Below are 17,013 nucleotides of genomic sequence, written 5' to 3' on the forward strand. Positions count from 1 at the left end.
CGTCCGCGGGGCGGGTCAGACCTGCGAGGGGGCACCCCGGTCCGGGACGCAGCGGCCGTCCTCGGTGCGGTAGGCCCAGCGGGCACCCGAGCTCACGAGCTCGCGGACCGCGCCCAGGAACCGCTCGATGTGCTCGTCCGGCGTCCCGGCACCGAAGCTCACCCGGATGGCGTTGAGCGACCGCTCCCCCGGCGCGGCCTCGGGGGCACCGCACTCGCCCGGATCCTGGGGCTCGCTGCCCAGCAGGGTCCGCACCAGCGGGTGGGCGCAGAACAGTCCGTCGCGCACCCCGATGCCGTACTCCGCGGACAGTGCGGCGGCGAAGTGCGAGCTGTTCCAGCCCTCGACCACGAAGGAGATGACGCCGACCCTCGGGGCGTCGTCGCCGAACAGCGAGAGCACCTTCACCTCGGGGACCGCGGCCAGCCCCTCCCGCACCCGGGTGACGAGCCGCTGCTCCCGCTCGACCAGCCGGTCGAAGCCAGCCTCGGTCAGGGCCTTGCAGGCGGCGGCGATGGAGTAGACGCCGATGACGTTGGGCGATCCGGCCTCGTGGCGGGCCGCGGTGGTGTGCCACTCGACGTCCACTCCCCCGTCGGTGCGCCGGGTCACCTTGCGGGAGGCGCCGCCCCCGGCGAGGTAGGGCTCGGCGTCCCGCAGCCAGTCGGCCCGGCCGGCGAGCACGCCCGAGCCGAAGGGGGCGTACAGCTTGTGGCCGGAGAAGGCGGCCCAGTCGACGTCCAGCTCCGCGATGTCCACCGGGTGGTGGGGCGCCAGCTGCGCGGCGTCGAGGACGATCCGGGCGCCGTGCGCGTGGGCGGCCGCCGCCAGTTCCTTCACCGGCCACAGCTCGCCGGTGACGTTGGAGGCGCCGGTGACGCAGACCAGGGCCGGGCCGTGGGGGTCGCGGCCGGCCAGGGCGCGTTCGAGGGTGGCGACGGCCTGGTCCGGGGTGCGCGGGGCGTCGAGGTAGGTCACCCGGGCGTCCCTCCAGGGCAGCAGCGAGGCGTGGTGTTCGGTCTCGAACACGAACACCTCGCAGCCGGCGGGCAGCGCGGCGGCCAGCAGGTTGAGCGAGTCGGTCGTCGAGCGGGTGAAGACCACCTGGTCGTCGGCGCGGCACCCCAGGAAGTCCGCGACGGTGGTCCGGCTCGTCTCGAACAGGTCGGTGGAGAGCTGCGAGAGGTATCCGGCCCCGCGGTGGACGCTTCCGTAGTACGGGGCGTAGGCGGCCACGTCGTCCCACACCCGCTGGAGGGCGGGGGCACTGGCGGCGTAGTCGAGGGCGGCGTACGTGACGTCTCCACCGGTGACGAGCGGAACGGTGACATCAGCACCCAGAACGGGCAGCGGGGCACAAATGGTCTGATCGGCGGCAGCGGTGGGGACAGACATGGCGAACTCCCGTAACAGGCAGGCGAAATCCTCGCGCCGGCGGTACGCGGCAGCGCGGAGAGGAAGGGGAAAAGGGTGTGCGGAGGAGGGCTTCGCGCCCTATCGCATTCGCTTGCTCACAGAAGGCTCCCTGGGACCAGGACCCCAAGGGGTGGCATCCAGCGATGCCGAGGGGTCCGCGCTTGCCGCAGACCTCGCTGACTGCGGCCTGGTCTTCACCCGGGGCACCCCGCCACGGACGGAGGGTTGCCGGACAGCGGGCCGGGGCCGTAGTCGCTGTCACTCATGACCTGCGCAGCATCTTGCCATACCCCTGGCGACGCGCAAGGGCGCAGTCCGCGATCCGGACTGCGCCCCTCTCGCATCCGCGCCCCTCAGGCGTTGCTGGCGGACACCCAGCGCTCCAGCGCGCGCTTGGCCGCGCCCGAGTCGATGGACTCCGCCGCCCGCGCGATCCCGGCCGCCAGCTGCTCGTCGAGCGTCCCCTCACCCGGGTCGAGCGCGACCAGCGCCGCCGCGGAGTTGAGGAGCACGGCCTCCCGCACGGGCCCGGTCTCCCCGTCGAGGAGCCGGCGGGCGACATCGGCGTTGTACGAGGCGTCGGCGCCGCGCAGCGCCTCGACGGGGACCAGTCCGAGACCCACGTCGCGCGGGTCGAAGGACTCCTCGCGGACCGTGCCGTCGCGCACGATCCAGACCCGGGAGGTGGCCGTGGTCGTCAGCTCGTCGAGTCCGTCGTCACCCCGGAAGACGAGGGCGGAGTTCCCCCGGTCCGCCAGCACACCCGCCACGATGGGCGCCATCTTCGGGTCGGCGACCCCGATGGCCTGGGAGCGCACCCGGGCCGGGTTGGTGAGCGGCCCCAGGATGTTGAAGGTGGTCTGGGTCCCCAGCTCCTTGCGGGCCCTGGCCGCGTACCGCAGCGCGGGGTGGAACTTCACGGCGAAGCAGAAGGTGATGCCGGCCTCCTCCGCTACGGACACGACCCGCTGCGGAGTGAGGTCGAGGTTGACGCCCAGCTTCTCCAGCACGTCGGAGGCGCCGCTCGCCGACGAGGAGGCCCGGTTGCCGTGCTTGACGACCTTGGCTCCCGTCCCCGCGACGACGATCGCGGACATGGTGGAGATGTTGACCGTCTTGGCCATGTCTCCGCCGGTCCCCACGATGTCGACCGTGCGGCCCGGCACCTCGATGGTGTGGGCGTGTGCGTACATGGCACGGACCAGCCCGGTCACCTCGTCGACGGTCTCGCCCTTGGCCCGCAGCGCGACCGCGAAACCGGCGATCTGCACGTCCGTGGCCTCACCGCTCATGATGCGGTTCATGGCCCACGCCGTGTCGTCGGCGCCGAGGTCCTCGCCCCGCAGAAGAGGGGTCAGCACGCCGGGCCAGGTGCGGGCCGCCATGCTGTCGCCGCCGTCCTGGGTCGCCACGTTCATGGTCCGCTCCTGGGAGTCCACAGCCGGTACAAGGATGTCTCCCACCCTATCCAGCCGGGAGGCAGCGAAGAGCCCCGTCCACCGGATGGACGGGGCTCTCGCTGTGGCGTTCAGCTGAGGGGATCAGTGGTGGCCGTGGCCGCTCGTGATCTCCCGGTACTCCTCGGCGGTGGGCTTGGCGATCTGACTGTCCTCGCCGAAGTAGCTCTTGCTGAGGCTCGCCCGCATCCTCTGCAGTGCGGAGGGCTTGCGCTCGACACCGTTCTCGTCGACCGTCGGGCCGATCTCGACCGGCTTGTACTGCTCGTGCGCGGTGAGCGTGTGCAGCTGCCCCGGGCTGAGCGGCTCGTGGATCTCGACGAACTCACCGTGCGGCAGGCGCTTGATGGTGCCGGACTCGCGCCCGTGCAGCACCTTCTCCTTGTCGCGGCGCTGGAGGCCGAGGCAGATCCGCTTCGTGACGACGAACGCCACGACCGGGCCGACGAAGAACGCGATCCGGACGAACCAGCTGATCGCGTTGAGCGACAGGTGGAAGTGCGTCGCCCAGATGTCGTTGCCGCCGCCGATCAGCATGACGAAGTAGATCGTCACCCAGGCGACACCGAGCGCGGTGCGAACGGGGGCGTTGCGCGGCTTGTCCAGGATGTGGTGCTCGCGCTTGTCCCCGGTGATCCACGATTCGATGAACGGGTACATCGCCAGCGCCCCGAGGACCAGACCGAAGAGGACCAGCGGGATGAGCACGCCCAGGACCAGCGTGTGGCCCCAGAGGTTGATCTCCCAGCCCGGCATCACACGGACGAAGCCCTCGGCGAAGCCCATGTACCAGTCCGGCTGGGCGCCCGTGGACACCTGGTCGGGACGGTACGGGCCGAGTGCCCAGATCGGGTTGATCGAGGCGATGGCCGCGAGGATCGCGATGAAGCCGAAGACCAGGAAGAAGAAGCCTCCGGCCTTGGCCATGTACACCGGCAGCAGGGGCATGCCGACGACGTTCTTGTTCGTGCGGCCGGGCCCCGCGAACTGGGTGTGCTTGTGGAAGAACACCAGGATGAGGTGGCCGACCACGAGCCCGAGCATGATGCCGGGCAGCAGCAGGATGTGGATCGAGTAGAACCTCGCGATGATGTCCGTGCCGGGGAACTCCCCGCCGAACAGGAACATCGAGATGTACGTACCGACGATCGGCATCGACAGGATCGCGCCCTGCGTGAAGCGCACACCCGTACCGGAGAGCAGGTCGTCCGGGAGCGAGTAGCCGGTGAACCCGGTGAACATGCCGAGGACGAACAGCAGGAAGCCGAACAGCCAGTTGATCTCACGCGGCTTGCGGTACGCGCCGGTGAAGAACACCCGGAACATGTGCACGAACATGCCGGCGAGGAAGATCACCGCTGCCCAGTGGTGGATCTGCCGGACCAGCAGACCGCCGCGGACGTCGAAGCTGATGTCCAGCGTCGAGGCGTAGGCCTCGGACATCCGGATGCCCTGCATCGGCTCGTACGAGCCGTGGTACACGACCTCGTTCATGCTCGGGTGGAAGAACAGCGTCAGGTACACACCCGTGAGGATGATGATGATGAAGCTGTAGAGGCAGATCTCACCGAGCATGAAGGACCAGTGGTCCGGGAAGATCTTGCGCATGTTGGCCTTGGCGAGGCCGTAGATGCCGAGCCGGCCGTCCGCCCAGTCGGCCACCCGCTCACCGGCGGGCGCCTTGCGCTGTGTTTCCGTCGCAGTACTCATCCGCGCTCCCAGAAGGCAGGACCGACGGGCTCTTCGAAGTCACCGAGCGCCTCGAGGTTGCCCTCGCTGTTCACGCCGATCCGCAGCTGCGGAAGGGCGTGACCGGCCGGACCGAAGATGACGCGGGCGCCGTCGGAGAGGTCGAAGGTGGACTGGTGGCACGGGCAGAGCACGTGATGCGTCTGCTGCTCGTACAGGCTGATCGGGCAGCCGACGTGGGTGCAGATCTTGGAGAAGGCCACGATTCCCTCGTGGGCCCACTCGCGCTCCCGCTTGTCCTTGATGTTGTCCGGCTCGATGCGGATGATCATCAGGGCGGACTTGGCGATCTGGTCCTGGAAGTCGTGCGCGTCCTCCTCCAGGCCCTCGGGCATGGCGAAGGTGAGCGAACCGACGACGACGTCCTCGGGACGCAGCGGCTCCATCGTGTTCATGTTGACGAGCAGCTTGCCCTTGGCCCACAGCGTGTGGCGGAGCTTCTCCTCCGGCAGCGGACCGAGGTCGCGCAGCAGCACCACACCGGAGAGCGGCACCAGGGCCAGCGCGCCGAACATGGTGTTGCGGATCAGCTTGCGCCGTCCGAGCGCTGACTCCTCGGCGCCGGCCGCGAAGTCGGCCATGACCTTGGCCTTGACCTCGGGCGTGGCCTCGATGGCGTGCCGGTCGTCGGCCACCTCGACATCGGACATCAGGGTGCGCGCCCAGTGGACGGCACCCGCGCCGATGAGGAACAGCGCCAGACCGAGCGTCAGCCCCAGGGAGAAGTTGAGCGCGCTCACGTGGCCGAAGGGCCAGATGAACACGATCTTGTCGACCGGGAAGATGACGTAGCTGGCGATGAAGCCGACCGTCGCCAGCATGGACAGCGTGAACATGAGCGCGACCGTGCGCTCGGAGCGCTTCGCGGCACGTTCGTCGATGTCCTGGATGCGCGGCTTGTGTGCCGGCAGCCCGGGGTCGGCGAACGGATCGTCCGCGACCGCTACCGCGCCGTGCGCGGTGTCCTGCTCTGCGGGCAGGCCCTCTTCTGAAATCTCTTGGCTACTCATGACTTCTTGGCCTTAGCGGTGTGGGCCGCGACCCAGACGGCGATGGCGACCAGTCCGCCCAGTCCGAAGATCCAGCCGAAGAGACCCTCGCTGACGGGACCGAGGCCACCGAGCGAGAGCCCGCCGGGGCTCGCGGAGTTGTCACCGTTCACGGTCTTGATGTACGCGATGATGTCTTTCTTCTCCTGCTCCGGCATGGTGGTGTCCGGGAAGGAGGGCATGCTCTGCGGGCCGGTCTGCATGGCCTCGTAGATGTGCTTCGGGCTCACGCCTTCCAGGCTGGGGGCGTACTTGCCGTGTGTCAGCGCGCCGCCCTCGCCGGTGAAGTTGTGGCACTGCGCGCAGTTGGTGCGGAACAGGTCGCCGCCCTTGGCCACGTCGGCGCCCGAGGGGTCGACCTGGCTCTTGGTGGGCGTGATCGGACCGGCGCCCAGCGACGAGATGTACGCCGCGAGCTGGTCGATCTCGGCCTGGTTGTAGATGACCTTCTTCTTCGGCACCTGGGCGCCCGGCTGCTGGGCCGGCATACGTCCGGTGGCGACCTGGAAGTCGACGGCGGCTGAGCCGACGCCCACGAGGGACGGTCCGTCGGTGGTGCCCTGACCGCCGGCCCCGTGGCAGCTGGCACAGCCAACGGAGTAGAGCTTCTTGCCCTCGTCGATGGCGAGGGACTGGGCGGTTTCGTCGGCCTGCGCCTTACCCGCAGGCGCGAACGCGGCGTACAGCCCCCCGGTGGCCGCCAGCGCGAGGAGTAGTACGACGACCGCCGCCAGCGGATGGCGTCGTCGTGCGGAGAGCTTTTTCACGGATTACCCCGGTGTCAGGATCTTCTGCGTCGATGGTGGGTGGGCGCGAGCCCGGTTACTTGATCATGTAGATCGTGGCGAACAGACCGATCCAGACGACGTCGACGAAGTGCCAGTAGTACGACACGACGATGGCGGCGGTGGCCTGTTCGTGGGTGAATCTCGAGGCCGCGTATGTCCTGCCCAGGACGAGCAGGAAGGCGATGAGGCCGCCTGTCACATGCAGACCGTGGAAGCCGGTCGTCAGGTAGAACACCGAACCGTACGGGTCGGAGGACAGGGAGAGCCCGTCCTTCTTGACCAGTTCGGTGTACTCGAAGACCTGTCCTCCGATGAAGATCGCGCCCATCACGAACGTGATCATGAACCAGGTGCGGAGCTTCTTCACATCGCCCCGCTCCGCGGCGAAGACGCCGAGCTGGCAGGTGAGAGAGGAAAGCACCAGGATCGTGGTGTTCGTCGCCGAGAACGGGAAGTTCAGATGGTCGGCCATCTCCTTCCAGTGATCGGGTCCCAGCACCGATCGCAGGGTGAAGTACATCGCGAAGAGGGCCGCGAAGAACATCAGCTCGGAACTCAACCAGATGATGGTTCCGACGCTGGTGAGGTTCGGCCGATTGACCGACGGGTGCGCGTGCCCGGTTTCTACTGTCGTTGCTGTCGCCACGACCGACATTATGTCGGTCGCTTATCCCGCCCTCACTCCGGGGGGTGCCGTTCGGTGTGTCAGCGGCGTGTGTCCGCACCGAACGGCCCATCGAATCGCTGTCTTTACCGGTGCTGACAGGCTGTCCGCCGGAGTACGATCCGCCCATCGGTTCATGCCCCGAGAGCCCCGAAGACACAGACGTCACGGAGGAACAATGCAGCCGACCGCCACGGTCCTGGTCTACAGCGACGACGCCAACACGCGTGAGCAGGTGAGGCTGGCAGCCGGGCGCAGGCCCGCGGCGGACGTGCCGCCGGTGGAGTTCCTGGAGTGCGCCACCCTGCCCGCCGTGCTGAGCGCGCTGGACAAGGGCGGCATCGACGCCTGCGTGCTGGACGGCGAGACCGCGCCCGCGGGCGGCATGGGCGTCTGCAGGCAGATCAAGGACGAGATCTTCGACTGCCCGCCGGTGCTCCTGCTGATCGGGCGTCCGCAGGACGCCTGGCTGGCCACCTGGAGCCGTGCCGACGCCGCTGTGACGCTTCCGGTGGACCCGGTCGGCTTCGCGGACGCCCTCGCGTCCGTGCTGCGGCACAGGCTGTCCGTGGGGGCCTGAGGGACACGGCGCGGCGGAGGGGCCCCGATCCCCTCCGCGGTGTGCTCCCGGGGCGCGAAGGCGCACTCCGGGCCCGGTCAGACCTGGGGGCGCAGGCGCGCCGTGCGGACGTCGGTGCCGGCGTCCGGCGTGCCGCTGCGCAGGGCGCTGCCCTTCTGCCAGGCCTCCCAGTCCAGGTTCCAGTCGCCGAAGCCGTTGTCGAACGGCGTCATGGTCTCGCCCTCGCTGCCGACGACCTTGACCACGTCGCCCTCGCGCACGGTCTCGAAGAACCACTCGGCGTTGGCCGTGCTCATGCCGGTGCAGCCGTGGCTGACGTTGGCGCTGCCCTGCGAACCCGTCGACCAGGGCGCGGCGTGGACGTACTCGCCGCTCCAGGTCACGCGTGTGGCCCAGTAGACCGGCAGGTCGTAGGACTCCGAGGAGCCGGCGGCGATGCCGATGCTCTCACCGCGCATGCGTACGAACTGCTCCTTGGCCAGCACGACCTTGACGCCGTTGCGCGTGTCGAAGCCGGGCTTGCCCGTGGTGACCGGGATGGTGTTGATCACTTCACCGTTGCGCAGGACCGTCATCGAGTGGTCCGACGCGTCGGTGATGGCTTCTATCCGGTCGCCGGTCTTGAGTTTGAGGGCCTTGGCGTCACCCCCGTACAGGGCGTTGCCCACCTTTATGCCCTTGAGGTTGCTGCGCAGGTCGATGGTGGCGTTGGCCGGCCAGTACTCCTGGGGGCGGTAGTGCAGGGTCTTGTCGTCGACCCAGTACCAGGAGCCGGTGACGGCGGGTGAGGACCGGACCTGCAGCCCTCGTTCGACGGTTGCCCTGGCCGCCCGGTCGGCGACCGGAGCGCTGAGTTCCGCTGTGAGGGGCTGTCCGACCCCGTAGGTGCCCGCCTGCGGGCCGAAGGTGACCTTCAGGAACTTCTTGGCCGAGGTCGTGCCGAACGTGTACGTACGGCTGCCGGGGGCGCCGTCGTCGTTCTCGGTGGAGACCTTGACGGTGTATCGGGTCCCGGCGGCGAGCGAGGTGGTGGAGTGCCACCGCTTGCCGTCGGCGTCGAGCTCACCCGCCAGATGGCGGCCCTCGGTGTCGACGGCCGTCACGTCCGTGATGGTCACGTCGTCGTCCTTGACGGTGAATTCGAGGGGCTTGTCGGGGTCGGCCTTCTTGTTGCCGGAGGGGCCGTTGAAGGAGACGTGGTCGGCTGCGTCGTAGGGCCTCAGGGACAGTTGATGCCCGTCGGGCTCTCCACAGGCGGTCGCACCCGCTACCAGGGCGACGACCAGCAGGGTGCAGCTCACTACGGTGCGGATGCGCGGCGTGTGGTTCATGAACCCACGCTAAGAAGATTCATCCGATCCAGCGCGTTCAGTGACTGCAAACGGGGGCCCGGTCCGCTCATTGCTGAGCGGACCGGGCCCCCGTACGGGTGCTGCGGGTCCTTCGACGGCGTGTCCTACTGGGTGCGGTTCTCGCCCCGGTAGTACTCGAACACCCAGCCGAACAGGCCGATCAGGAGCAGCGGCGCCGCGAAGTAGGCGAGCCACCAGCCGAAGACGACGCCCATGAAGAGGAAGGCGCCTCCGATGGCCAGCGAGAGCGGCTGCCAGCTGTGCGGCGAGAAGAAGCCCACCTCACCCGCCTCGTCCGCGACGTCGGCCTCCTTGTTGTCCTGGGCCATCGCGTCGACCCGGCTGGCCGTGAAGGCCAGGTAGAAGCCGATCATGAGGGTCAGCCCGAAGGACAGGACCAGCGCGGTGGTGCCGACCGGCTCCTTCGACCACACGCCGTACGTGACGGCCATGGCCAGCATGAAGAGGCTCAGCCAGAGGAAGAGCTTGCCCTGGATCTTCACTTGCCGTCCTCCTTGCCGCCGGCGAGAACCTTGTCACCCTCGGACAGGTGATCCAGCTGCTCCAGCGCCGCGATCTCCGGGTGGTGCAGGTCGAACGCCGGGGATTCGGAACGGATCCGCGGCAGGCTGACGAAGTTGTGACGCGGGGGCGGGCAGGACGTCGCCCATTCGAGCGAACGGCCGTAACCCCAGGGGTCGTCGACCTCGACCTTCTTGCCGTACTTGGCGGTCTTCCAGATGTTGTAGAAGAACGGAAGCATGGACAGGCCGAGCACGAACGAGGAGATCGTCGAGACCGTGTTCAGCGCGGTGAAGCCGTCGGCCGCGAGGTAGTCCGCGTACCGGCGCGGCATGCCCTCCGCACCGAGCCAGTGCTGCACCAGGAAGGTGCCGTGGAAGCCGGTGAACAGCGTCCAGAAGGTCATCTTGCCGAGCCGCTCGTCCAGCATCTTGCCGGTGAACTTCGGCCACCAGAAGTGGAAGCCGGCGAACATCGCGAAGACCACGGTGCCGAAGACGACGTAGTGGAAGTGCGCCACCACGAAGTACGTGTCGGAGATGTGGAAGTCCAGCGGGGGGGACGCCAGGATCACGCCGGTCAGACCACCGAAGGCGAAGGTGATCAGGAAGCCGACGGACCAGAGCATCGGTGTCTCGAAGGACAACGACCCCTTCCACATCGTGCCGATCCAGTTGAAGAACTTCACACCGGTCGGTACCGCGATGAGGAATGTCATGAAGGAGAAGAACGGCAACAGCACACCGCCCGTGACGTACATGTGGTGGGCCCACACCGTCACGGAAAGACCGGCGATGGCGATCGTCGCGCTGATCAGACCGACATAACCGAACATCGGCTTGCGGCTGAATACCGGGATGATCTCCGAAATGATTCCGAAGAACGGCAGAGCGATGATGTACACCTCTGGATGGCCGAAGAACCAGAAGAGGTGTTGCCACAGCAATGCGCCACCGTTCGACGCATCGAAGATATGTGCGCCGAATTTACGGTCGACCTCCAGCGCGAAGAGCGCGGCGGCCAGGACCGGGAAGGCCAGCAGGACCAGGACACCGGTCAGCAGGACGTTCCACACGAAGATCGGCATACGGAACATCGTCATGCCGGGGGCGCGCATGCAGATGATCGTGGTGATGAAGTTGACCGAACCGAGGATCGTGCCGAACCCGGAGAAGGCCAGACCCATGATCCACATGTCGGCGCCGACGCCCGGCGAGCGGACCGCGTCCGACAGCGGGGAGTAGGCGAACCAGCCGAAGTCGGCGGCACCCTGCGGGGTGAGGAAGCCGGCCACCGCGATGAGCGAGCCGAAGAGGTACAGCCAGTACGCGAACATGTTCAGCCGCGGGAACGCCACGTCGGGCGCGCCGATCTGGAGCGGCATGATCCAGTTCGCGAACCCGGCGAACAGCGGCGTCGCGAACATCAGCAGCATGATCGTGCCGTGCATCGTGAACGCCTGGTTGAACTGCTCGTTCGACATGATCTGCGTACCGGGGCGGGCCAGCTCGGCGCGCATGAAGAGCGCCAGAAGGCCACCGATGACGAAGAACGCGAACGATGTGACCAGGTACATCGTGCCGATCGTCTTGTGGTCAGTGGTGGTCATCCACTTGACGACGACACTCCCCGGCTGCTTGCGCCGCACCGGCAGCTCGTCCTCGAACGAGTCGTCTGCTGCCGCGGCACCCTGGGATTCATTGAGGATGCTCACAGTTTGTTCGTCTCCGCATTCCTGGCCGGGTCCGTCTGCTCGATGCCTGCCGGCACGTAGCCCGTCTGACCCTTCTCCGCCAGCTCCTTGAGGTGCTGCTGGTAACGCTCGGGAGAGACGATCTTGACGTTGAAGAGCATCCGGGAGTGGTCGACGCCGCACAGCTCGGCGCACTTACCCATGTAGGTGCCCTCCTTGCTCGGCGTGACCTCGAAGGAGTTGGTGTGGCCCGGAATGACGTCCTGCTTGATGAGGAACGGCACCACCCAGAAGGAGTGGATGACGTCACGCGAAGTCAGAACGAAGCGGACCTTCTCGCCCTTCGGCAGCCACAGGGTCGGACCCGGGTTGCCGTTCTGCGGGTTCCTCGTGCCGGGGACGCCCACGTCGTAGACGCCGCCGGCGCCCTTCGGGAAGTCCTCACGGAACCTGTCGGGGATGGCGTCGAGTTCCTTCGGGACCTCGTTGCCGGCGGAGGGCTGGCCCTCCACCTTCTCGATGTAGTTGAAGCCCCAGCTCCACTGATAGCCGACCACGTTGATCGTGTGGGCCGGCTTCGGGCTGAGTTCGAGGAGCTTCGATTCATCGCGCGCGGTGAAGTAGAAGAGCACCGAGACGATGATGAGCGGGACCACTGTGTACAGCGCCTCGATAGGCATGTTGTACCTGGTCTGGTGAGGTACCTCCACCTTGGTCCTGCTACGCCGGTGGAAGATGACGCTCCACAGGATCAGCCCCCAGACGAGGACACCCGTGGCGAGCGCTGCCGCCCACGAGCCCTGCCAGAGGGAGAGGACCCGTGGTGCCTCTTCCGTTACCGGGGTGGGCATTCCGAGGCGGGGGAAATCCTCCCAGTTGTATGAACAACCGGAGGCCGTCGCCAGGACCAGGCCCGCAGTCAACGCCTGCGGCAGCTTCCGCCGCATCGGGCGCCGCGACGAGCGGTCGGAGCCGTTGGGACTCACGTAGCGCCTTCCCGAGAGTCTCGCCCGCACGGTCGGCGCGCCCGTCTCACTTGGTCGGTCGCCGGCCCTGACGCGGGCAGGGGTTTGGATGTTTATGCGGACCAAACCCTACTGGACGCTATTTGGGGTCGCGCGGGGAGGGTGCCCAACGCGCCGCCCGACACCCCGAAGGGGTGGAATCCGCGCGTCCGGCCACCATCTGACGCCCCCTCTTCCGCCGGACGGGCGGCCCGTCACCTGGGGAAGCCCTCCCGCGGACTAGCGTGACGGCGTGCCCTACTTCGACGCGGCTTCCTCCGCTCCCCTGCATCCCGTCGCCCGCCAGGCCCTGCTTGCCTCCCTGGACGAGGGCTGGGCGGATCCCGCACGGCTCTACCGCGAGGGACGGCGTGCCGCGCTGCTGCTGGACGCGGCCCGGGAGACGGCCGCGGAGGCGGTCGGCTGCCGGCCGGACGAGCTGGTGTTCACCTCTTCGGGGACCCGGGCGGTGCATTCGGGGACGGCCGGAGCCCTTTCCGGCCGTCGGCGTGTCGGCCGCCATATGGTCCTCTCCGCCGTCGAACACTCGTCGGTGCTGCACGCGGCGGCGGCGCTGGAGGCGGCCGGCGGTTCGTTCACCGAGGTGGCGGTGGACCGGACCGGCGCGGTGGACCCGGCGGCGTACGGCCGGGCGCTGCGCGCGGACACCGCGCTGGCCTGTCTGCAGTCCGCCAATCACGAGGTGGGGACGGAACAGCCGGTGGCGGAGACCGCCGAGATCTGCGCGGAGGCCGGTGTGCCGCTGCTGGTGGACGCCGCCCAGTCCCTGGGCTGGGGGCCGGTGGCCGGCCGCTGGTCGATGCTGACGGCGAGTGCCCACAAGTGGGGCGGGCCGGCCGGTGTCGGGCTGCTCGCCGTGCGCAAGGGTGTCCGCTTCGCGCCCCAAGGCCCCTCCGACGAGCGGGAGTCGGGGCGGGCCGCCGGCTTCGAGAACATCCCCGCGATCGTGGCGGCCGCGGCCTCTCTGAGGGCGGTGCGCGCGGAGGCGGCGGCCGAGGCGGTCCGGCTGCGCGCCCTGGTGGAGCGCGTCCGGGCGGCGGTGCCCGGCCTGGTGCCCGACGTGGAGGTGGTCGGCGATCCGGAACGACGGCTGCCGCACCTGGTCACCTTCTCCTGTCTCTATGTCGACGGAGAGACACTGCTCCACGAGCTGGATCGCTCGGGATTCTCCGTTTCATCCGGTTCGTCCTGCACGAGCAGCACCCTGACACCCAGCCATGTCCTCAAGGCGATGGGGGTGCTCACGGAAGGGAACGTGCGCGTGTCGCTGCCCGCCGGGACCACCGGGGAGGAGGTCGACCGCTTCCTCGGCGTACTGCCGGGAGTGGTGGCCGGGGTCCGTGAGCGGCTCGGCGCACCCGTGCCGGTCACCCCCTCCCCCGCGTCCACGGCCTCGCTCGTGGTCGACGCGCTGGGCCGGCGCTGCCCGATCCCGGTCATCGAACTCGCAAAAGTGATCGGAGAGGTACCCGTCGGCGGGACGGTGACGGTGCTCGCCGACGACGAGGCGGCCCGGCTCGACATCCCGGCCTGGTGCGAGATGCGCGAACAGGAGTACGTGGGCGAGGAGCCCGCGGACCGCGGCTCGGCCTATGTGGTCCGCCGGCTCCTCTGACACCCGGGTCCCGCCGGCGTCAGGAGAGGTGCTTGCGGACCTCGGAGGCGGCCTCGTCGCCGTACGCCTTGGTGAAGCGGTCCATGAAGTGGGTGCGGCGCAGGGTGTACTCCTGGGTGCCGACCGTCTCGATGACCAGGGTCGCGAGCATGCAGCCGACCTGGGCGGCGCGCTCCAGGCTGACGCCCCAGGCGAGGCCCGAGAGGAAGCCGGCGCGGAACGCGTCGCCGACGCCGGTCGGGTCCACCTTGCGCTCCTCCTCGGCGCAGCCGACCTCGATGGGGTCGTGGCCGGCCCGCTCGATCCGGACGCCGCGGGCGCCGAGGGTGGTGACGCGGTGGCCGACCCGGGCGAGGATCTCCTCGCCGGTCCAGCCGGTCTTGGACTCGATGAGGCCCTTCTCGTACTCGTTGGAGAAGAGGAAGGTCGCTCCGTCGACGAGGATCCGGATCTCCTCGCCGTCCATCCGGGCGATCTGCTGCGAGAAGTCGGCGGCGAACGGGATTCCCCGCGAGCGGCACTCCTCCGTGTGGCGCAGCATCGCCTCGGGGTCGTTGGCCCCGATGGAGACGAGGTCGAGGCCGCCGACGCGGTCGGCGACGCTCTTGAGCTCGATCAGCCGGGCCTCGCTCATCGCTCCCGTGTAGAAGGAGCCGATCTGGTTGTGGTCCGAGTCCGTCGTGCAGACGAAGCGCGCCGTGTGCAGGACCTCGGAGATGCGGATCGAATCGGTGTCGACGCCGTGCCGGTCGAGCCAGGCGCGGTACTCCTCGAAGTCCGCTCCGGCGGAGCCGACCAGGATCGGCTGCGTGCCGAGCACACCCATGCCGAACGCGATGTTGGCGCCGACACCCCCGCGGCGCACGTCGAGGTTGTCGACCAGGAAGGAGAGCGAGACCGTGTGCAGCTGATCGGCGACCAGCTGGTCCGCGAATCGGCCGGGGAAGGTCATGAGGTGGTCTGTGGCGATGGAGCCGGTGACTGCGATGCGCACGGGGAGGCTGCTCCTGCGGAAGGCGGGGGGAACGCGTGAGCGCACCCTCCGGGACGGCGTGACAGTTCACGCTACCCGGTGACGCCATGGTGCCTGAAGGGTCAAAACTACCCGATAGTAGGTCTTTCTACCTGGGGCCCCCTCTGCGTACGGTGCGTTTATGTCGAACACGATCGTTTCGCGCGAGTCCGAGATGAGCCTGGCCGAGCTGCGCGGTGACTGCGCGCGCATGGCACCGCACTGGGTCGTTCCGGAGAGGACCGCCGTGAAGCCGGTGGAACCGTCCCGCATCCACGGGGTCACGGTGCCGCCGTCCTCCGCCCGGCTGATCGACGGCATGTCCGACTACGGGGACTGATCCCGGCCCCGTACGGTCGCTCCGCACGGCCGTGCGCGGCCCTCGGCGCGGTTCCGCGGTGCACGCGGTGGAACCGCGCGCCTCCCTGCCCCGTCCCATCGGTGTCCTCCGGCCCCGGAGGGCGTACGACGTGCCAGTGACGGCCAGGCAGCCGAAGGAGCGATCCGGTGAACGACGGGCGACCCGAGAATGACGTGACCGGTACCCGGCGAGGGCGTTCGCCGCTCGTCGTGACCACGGTGGCGGCGGCTGTGCTGCTGGCCGGAGGCGGGGCGGCGTACTGGGCCTCGAACGCCTCGGGCGGGGGCACCGCGGACACCGGCCCGGCGGCCGCAGGGGACGCCGCTGCCCCGCTGCTGGCGCTGGACCGGGCGGACGGCCCGACCGGACCGCCTCCGGGGATCGCGCCCGGCGAGCCGGACCCGAACGGCGGCGTCGTCTACCGCGCCTCGGGCGAACTGCCCGAGGGCCCCGCATCGGCGGCGGTCCGGCGCGCCGGGGGAACCGTCACCGCGGCCGAGGTGGCGCGGCTGGCCGAGGCCCTCGGAGTGCCGGGGGCGCCGCGCTCGGACGGCACCGCGTGGAAGGTGGGCAGCGACGGGGACGGGTCGGGCCCGGTGCTGCGCGTCATCGAGCAGGCGCCCGGCACCTGGACCTTCGACCGCTACGCCACGGGCGGGTCAGACGCCTGCGAGTCCGCGCGGACCTGCGCGAAGCAGGCCCCCGCGCCGCAGTCCGGCTCCCCGGTCGACGAGAAGACCGCGAAGGCCGCGGCCGCCCCCATGCTGAAGGCCGCGGGTCAGGACGACGCCTCGCTCGACGCCCGCCAGCTGATGGGCTCCGTACGGGTCGTGAACGCCGATCCGGTGGTGGACGGACTGCCGACCTACGGCTGGTCGACCGGGATCCAGGTGGGCGCCGACGGCGAGGTCGTCGGCGGCAGCGGGAACCTCAAGGGGCTGGAGAAGAGCGACAGCTATCCGGTGATCGGCGCGGACGAGGCCCTGGCGCAGCTGAACGCGGAGAGCCGGCGGTCCGCCAAGGGCGGCCCGGGCGACTGCGCGACACCCGTGCCGCTGGAGGACGGTTCCACGCCGACGGCCGGGTGCGGTGCTCCGGGCACCCAGGAGCCCGTCACGGTGGAGGTCGACGACGCCGAGTTCGGGCTCTCCGCGCAGTACGCCGGCGGGGAGCAGATCCTCGTGCCCTCGTGGCTCTTCTCCGTACGGCCGGACGACGGCGGTCCCACGCACACCGTCGTCCGCGTCGCGGTCCACCCGGACCACCTGACCCCGCGGAGCACCCCGCCCGCTCCGGAACCCACGAAGGACCCTGGAGCCGGGAGCACGGGAATCACCTCGTACAGCGCGGAGGGCCGGACGCTGGAGGTCACCTTCTGGGGTGGCGTGTGCAGCACCTACACGGCACGTGCCACGGAGAGCGGCTCGGCGGTCCGGGTCACGGTCACCGAATCGGAGCGGGAGCCGGGGAAGGCCTGCGTCATGATCGCCAAGGAGCTGACCCGGAAGGTGACGCTGGACACACCCCTGGGCGAGCGCACCGTGGTCGACGCCGGATCGGGGGCGCGGGTGCCTCACGCCTGACACCGGGCACGCAGGCGCGGGGGGGGGGGGGGGGCCGGGGCGGGGGGGGGGGGCGGGGGGGGGGGGGGGGTTTTTTCTGGTGGTGGTGCGGGGGCTTAGGGCTCAGCTGGATGAGGGGCCCCCCGGGCCGGGGCCCCGAGCGCTGGG

15 protein-coding genes and 1 riboswitch are annotated in these 17,013 nt (G+C 69.3%); of the genes, 4 read left to right on the forward strand and 11 right to left on the reverse strand.

The features are described 5' to 3' along the window. Nucleotides 1–15: 15 nt before the first annotated feature. The 6 genes from ACFYY2_RS33465 to ACFYY2_RS33490 form a co-directional block, all read right to left on the reverse strand. On the reverse strand, nt 16–1,395 hold the full coding sequence (locus ACFYY2_RS33465) for an aminotransferase class V-fold PLP-dependent enzyme (protein WP_388750149.1): 1,380 nt from the start codon (nt 1,393–1,395) through the stop codon (nt 16–18). 173 nt (nt 1,396–1,568) lie between these two features. Next, a riboswitch (SAM riboswitch) is annotated at nt 1,569–1,686 on the reverse strand. 83 nt (nt 1,687–1,769) lie between these two features. Beyond that, nucleotides 1,770–2,834: an anthranilate phosphoribosyltransferase gene (gene trpD / locus ACFYY2_RS33470; RefSeq protein WP_388750152.1), complete on the reverse strand. Its 1,065-nt coding sequence runs from the start codon at nt 2,832–2,834 to the stop codon at nt 1,770–1,772. A gap of 123 nt (nt 2,835–2,957) precedes the next feature. After that, nucleotides 2,958–4,583 (reverse strand): cytochrome bc complex cytochrome b subunit, encoded by a 1,626-nt coding sequence (locus ACFYY2_RS33475; RefSeq protein WP_388750155.1) that lies wholly within the window; start codon nt 4,581–4,583, stop codon nt 2,958–2,960. After that, nucleotides 4,580–5,632 (reverse strand): Rieske 2Fe-2S domain-containing protein, encoded by a 1,053-nt coding sequence (locus ACFYY2_RS33480; RefSeq protein ID WP_388750158.1) that lies wholly within the window; start codon nt 5,630–5,632, stop codon nt 4,580–4,582. The genes ACFYY2_RS33475 and ACFYY2_RS33480 overlap by 4 nt, the downstream gene beginning before the upstream one ends. Continuing rightward, nucleotides 5,629–6,438 carry a c-type cytochrome gene (locus ACFYY2_RS33485; protein ID WP_388750161.1) on the reverse strand — a complete coding sequence of 270 codons (810 nt, stop codon included), beginning with the start codon at nt 6,436–6,438 and terminating at the stop codon, nt 5,629–5,631. Before ACFYY2_RS33485 ends, ACFYY2_RS33480 begins: the two co-directional genes overlap by 4 nt. Before the next feature lie 55 nt (nt 6,439–6,493). Then, complete coding sequence (locus ACFYY2_RS33490; RefSeq protein WP_327119360.1) at nt 6,494–7,114, reverse strand: heme-copper oxidase subunit III; 621 nt, start codon at nt 7,112–7,114, stop codon at nt 6,494–6,496. Between the two features lie 187 nt (nt 7,115–7,301). Here ACFYY2_RS33490 and ACFYY2_RS33495 point away from each other — a divergent pair, with 187 nt between their 5' ends. Further along, complete coding sequence (locus tag ACFYY2_RS33495) at nt 7,302–7,703, forward strand: hypothetical protein (protein ID WP_388750164.1); 402 nt, start codon at nt 7,302–7,304, stop codon at nt 7,701–7,703. Between the two features lie 77 nt (nt 7,704–7,780). On the opposite strand, the gene ACFYY2_RS33500 is transcribed toward ACFYY2_RS33495, so the two are convergent. From ACFYY2_RS33500 to coxB, 4 genes are all read right to left on the reverse strand, one after another. Next, nucleotides 7,781–9,034 carry an Ig-like domain-containing protein gene (locus tag ACFYY2_RS33500; protein ID WP_388750166.1) on the reverse strand — a complete coding sequence of 418 codons (1,254 nt, stop codon included), beginning with the start codon at nt 9,032–9,034 and terminating at the stop codon, nt 7,781–7,783. Between the two features lie 125 nt (nt 9,035–9,159). Continuing rightward, nucleotides 9,160–9,558, reverse strand: a complete 399-nt coding sequence (locus ACFYY2_RS33505; RefSeq protein WP_329036619.1) for a cytochrome c oxidase subunit 4 — start codon at nt 9,556–9,558, stop codon at nt 9,160–9,162. Beyond that, nucleotides 9,555–11,291 (reverse strand): cytochrome c oxidase subunit I, encoded by a 1,737-nt coding sequence (ctaD, locus tag ACFYY2_RS33510; protein WP_388750169.1) that lies wholly within the window; start codon nt 11,289–11,291, stop codon nt 9,555–9,557. The genes ACFYY2_RS33505 and ctaD overlap by 4 nt, the downstream gene beginning before the upstream one ends. After that, nucleotides 11,288–12,256, reverse strand: coding sequence for a cytochrome c oxidase subunit II (coxB, locus tag ACFYY2_RS33515; RefSeq protein ID WP_388750172.1), 969 nt, complete (start codon nt 12,254–12,256; stop codon nt 11,288–11,290). The genes ctaD and coxB overlap by 4 nt, the downstream gene beginning before the upstream one ends. 271 nt (nt 12,257–12,527) lie before the next feature. Between coxB and ACFYY2_RS33520 the strand changes: the two genes are divergently transcribed. Further along, nucleotides 12,528–13,910, forward strand: a complete 1,383-nt coding sequence (locus tag ACFYY2_RS33520) for a cysteine desulfurase/sulfurtransferase TusA family protein (protein WP_388750174.1) — start codon at nt 12,528–12,530, stop codon at nt 13,908–13,910. Between the two features lie 19 nt (nt 13,911–13,929). On the opposite strand, the gene ACFYY2_RS33525 is transcribed toward ACFYY2_RS33520, so the two are convergent. Beyond that, nucleotides 13,930–14,904 carry a carbohydrate kinase family protein gene (locus ACFYY2_RS33525; RefSeq protein WP_388750176.1) on the reverse strand — a complete coding sequence of 325 codons (975 nt, stop codon included), beginning with the start codon at nt 14,902–14,904 and terminating at the stop codon, nt 13,930–13,932. 160 nt (nt 14,905–15,064) lie between these two features. Here ACFYY2_RS33525 and ACFYY2_RS33530 point away from each other — a divergent pair, with 160 nt between their 5' ends. Together ACFYY2_RS33530 and ACFYY2_RS33535 are read left to right on the forward strand one after the other, a co-directional pair. Next, nucleotides 15,065–15,262 (forward strand): hypothetical protein, encoded by a 198-nt coding sequence (locus ACFYY2_RS33530; protein ID WP_388750179.1) that lies wholly within the window; start codon nt 15,065–15,067, stop codon nt 15,260–15,262. Between the two features lie 167 nt (nt 15,263–15,429). Further along, nucleotides 15,430–16,866 (forward strand): hypothetical protein, encoded by a 1,437-nt coding sequence (locus ACFYY2_RS33535; RefSeq protein WP_388750181.1) that lies wholly within the window; start codon nt 15,430–15,432, stop codon nt 16,864–16,866. Nucleotides 16,867–17,013 lie beyond the last annotated feature (147 nt).

The sequence above is a fragment of the Streptomyces sp. NPDC001822 genome, assembly GCF_042892135.1.
Classification (GTDB): Bacteria; Actinomycetota; Actinomycetes; order Streptomycetales; family Streptomycetaceae; genus Streptomyces.

Excerpts from the sequence above, each read along its gene's own strand:
- ACFYY2_RS33465 (WP_388750149.1), bottom strand. The coding sequence starts at position 1,395 with ATGTCTGTCCCCACCGCTGCCGCCGATCAGACCATTTGTGCCCCGCTG.
- trpD (WP_388750152.1), bottom strand. The coding sequence starts at position 2,834 with ATGAACGTGGCGACCCAGGACGGCGGCGACAGCATGGCGGCCCGCACC.
- ACFYY2_RS33475 (WP_388750155.1), bottom strand. The coding sequence starts at position 4,583 with ATGAGTACTGCGACGGAAACACAGCGCAAGGCGCCCGCCGGTGAGCGG.
- ACFYY2_RS33480 (WP_388750158.1), bottom strand. The coding sequence starts at position 5,632 with ATGAGTAGCCAAGAGATTTCAGAAGAGGGCCTGCCCGCAGAGCAGGAC.
- ACFYY2_RS33490 (WP_327119360.1), bottom strand. The coding sequence starts at position 7,114 with ATGTCGGTCGTGGCGACAGCAACGACAGTAGAAACCGGGCACGCGCAC.
- ACFYY2_RS33495 (WP_388750164.1), top strand. The coding sequence starts at position 7,302 with ATGCAGCCGACCGCCACGGTCCTGGTCTACAGCGACGACGCCAACACG.
- ACFYY2_RS33500 (WP_388750166.1), bottom strand. The coding sequence starts at position 9,034 with ATGAACCACACGCCGCGCATCCGCACCGTAGTGAGCTGCACCCTGCTG.
- ACFYY2_RS33530 (WP_388750179.1), top strand. The coding sequence starts at position 15,065 with ATGTCGAACACGATCGTTTCGCGCGAGTCCGAGATGAGCCTGGCCGAG.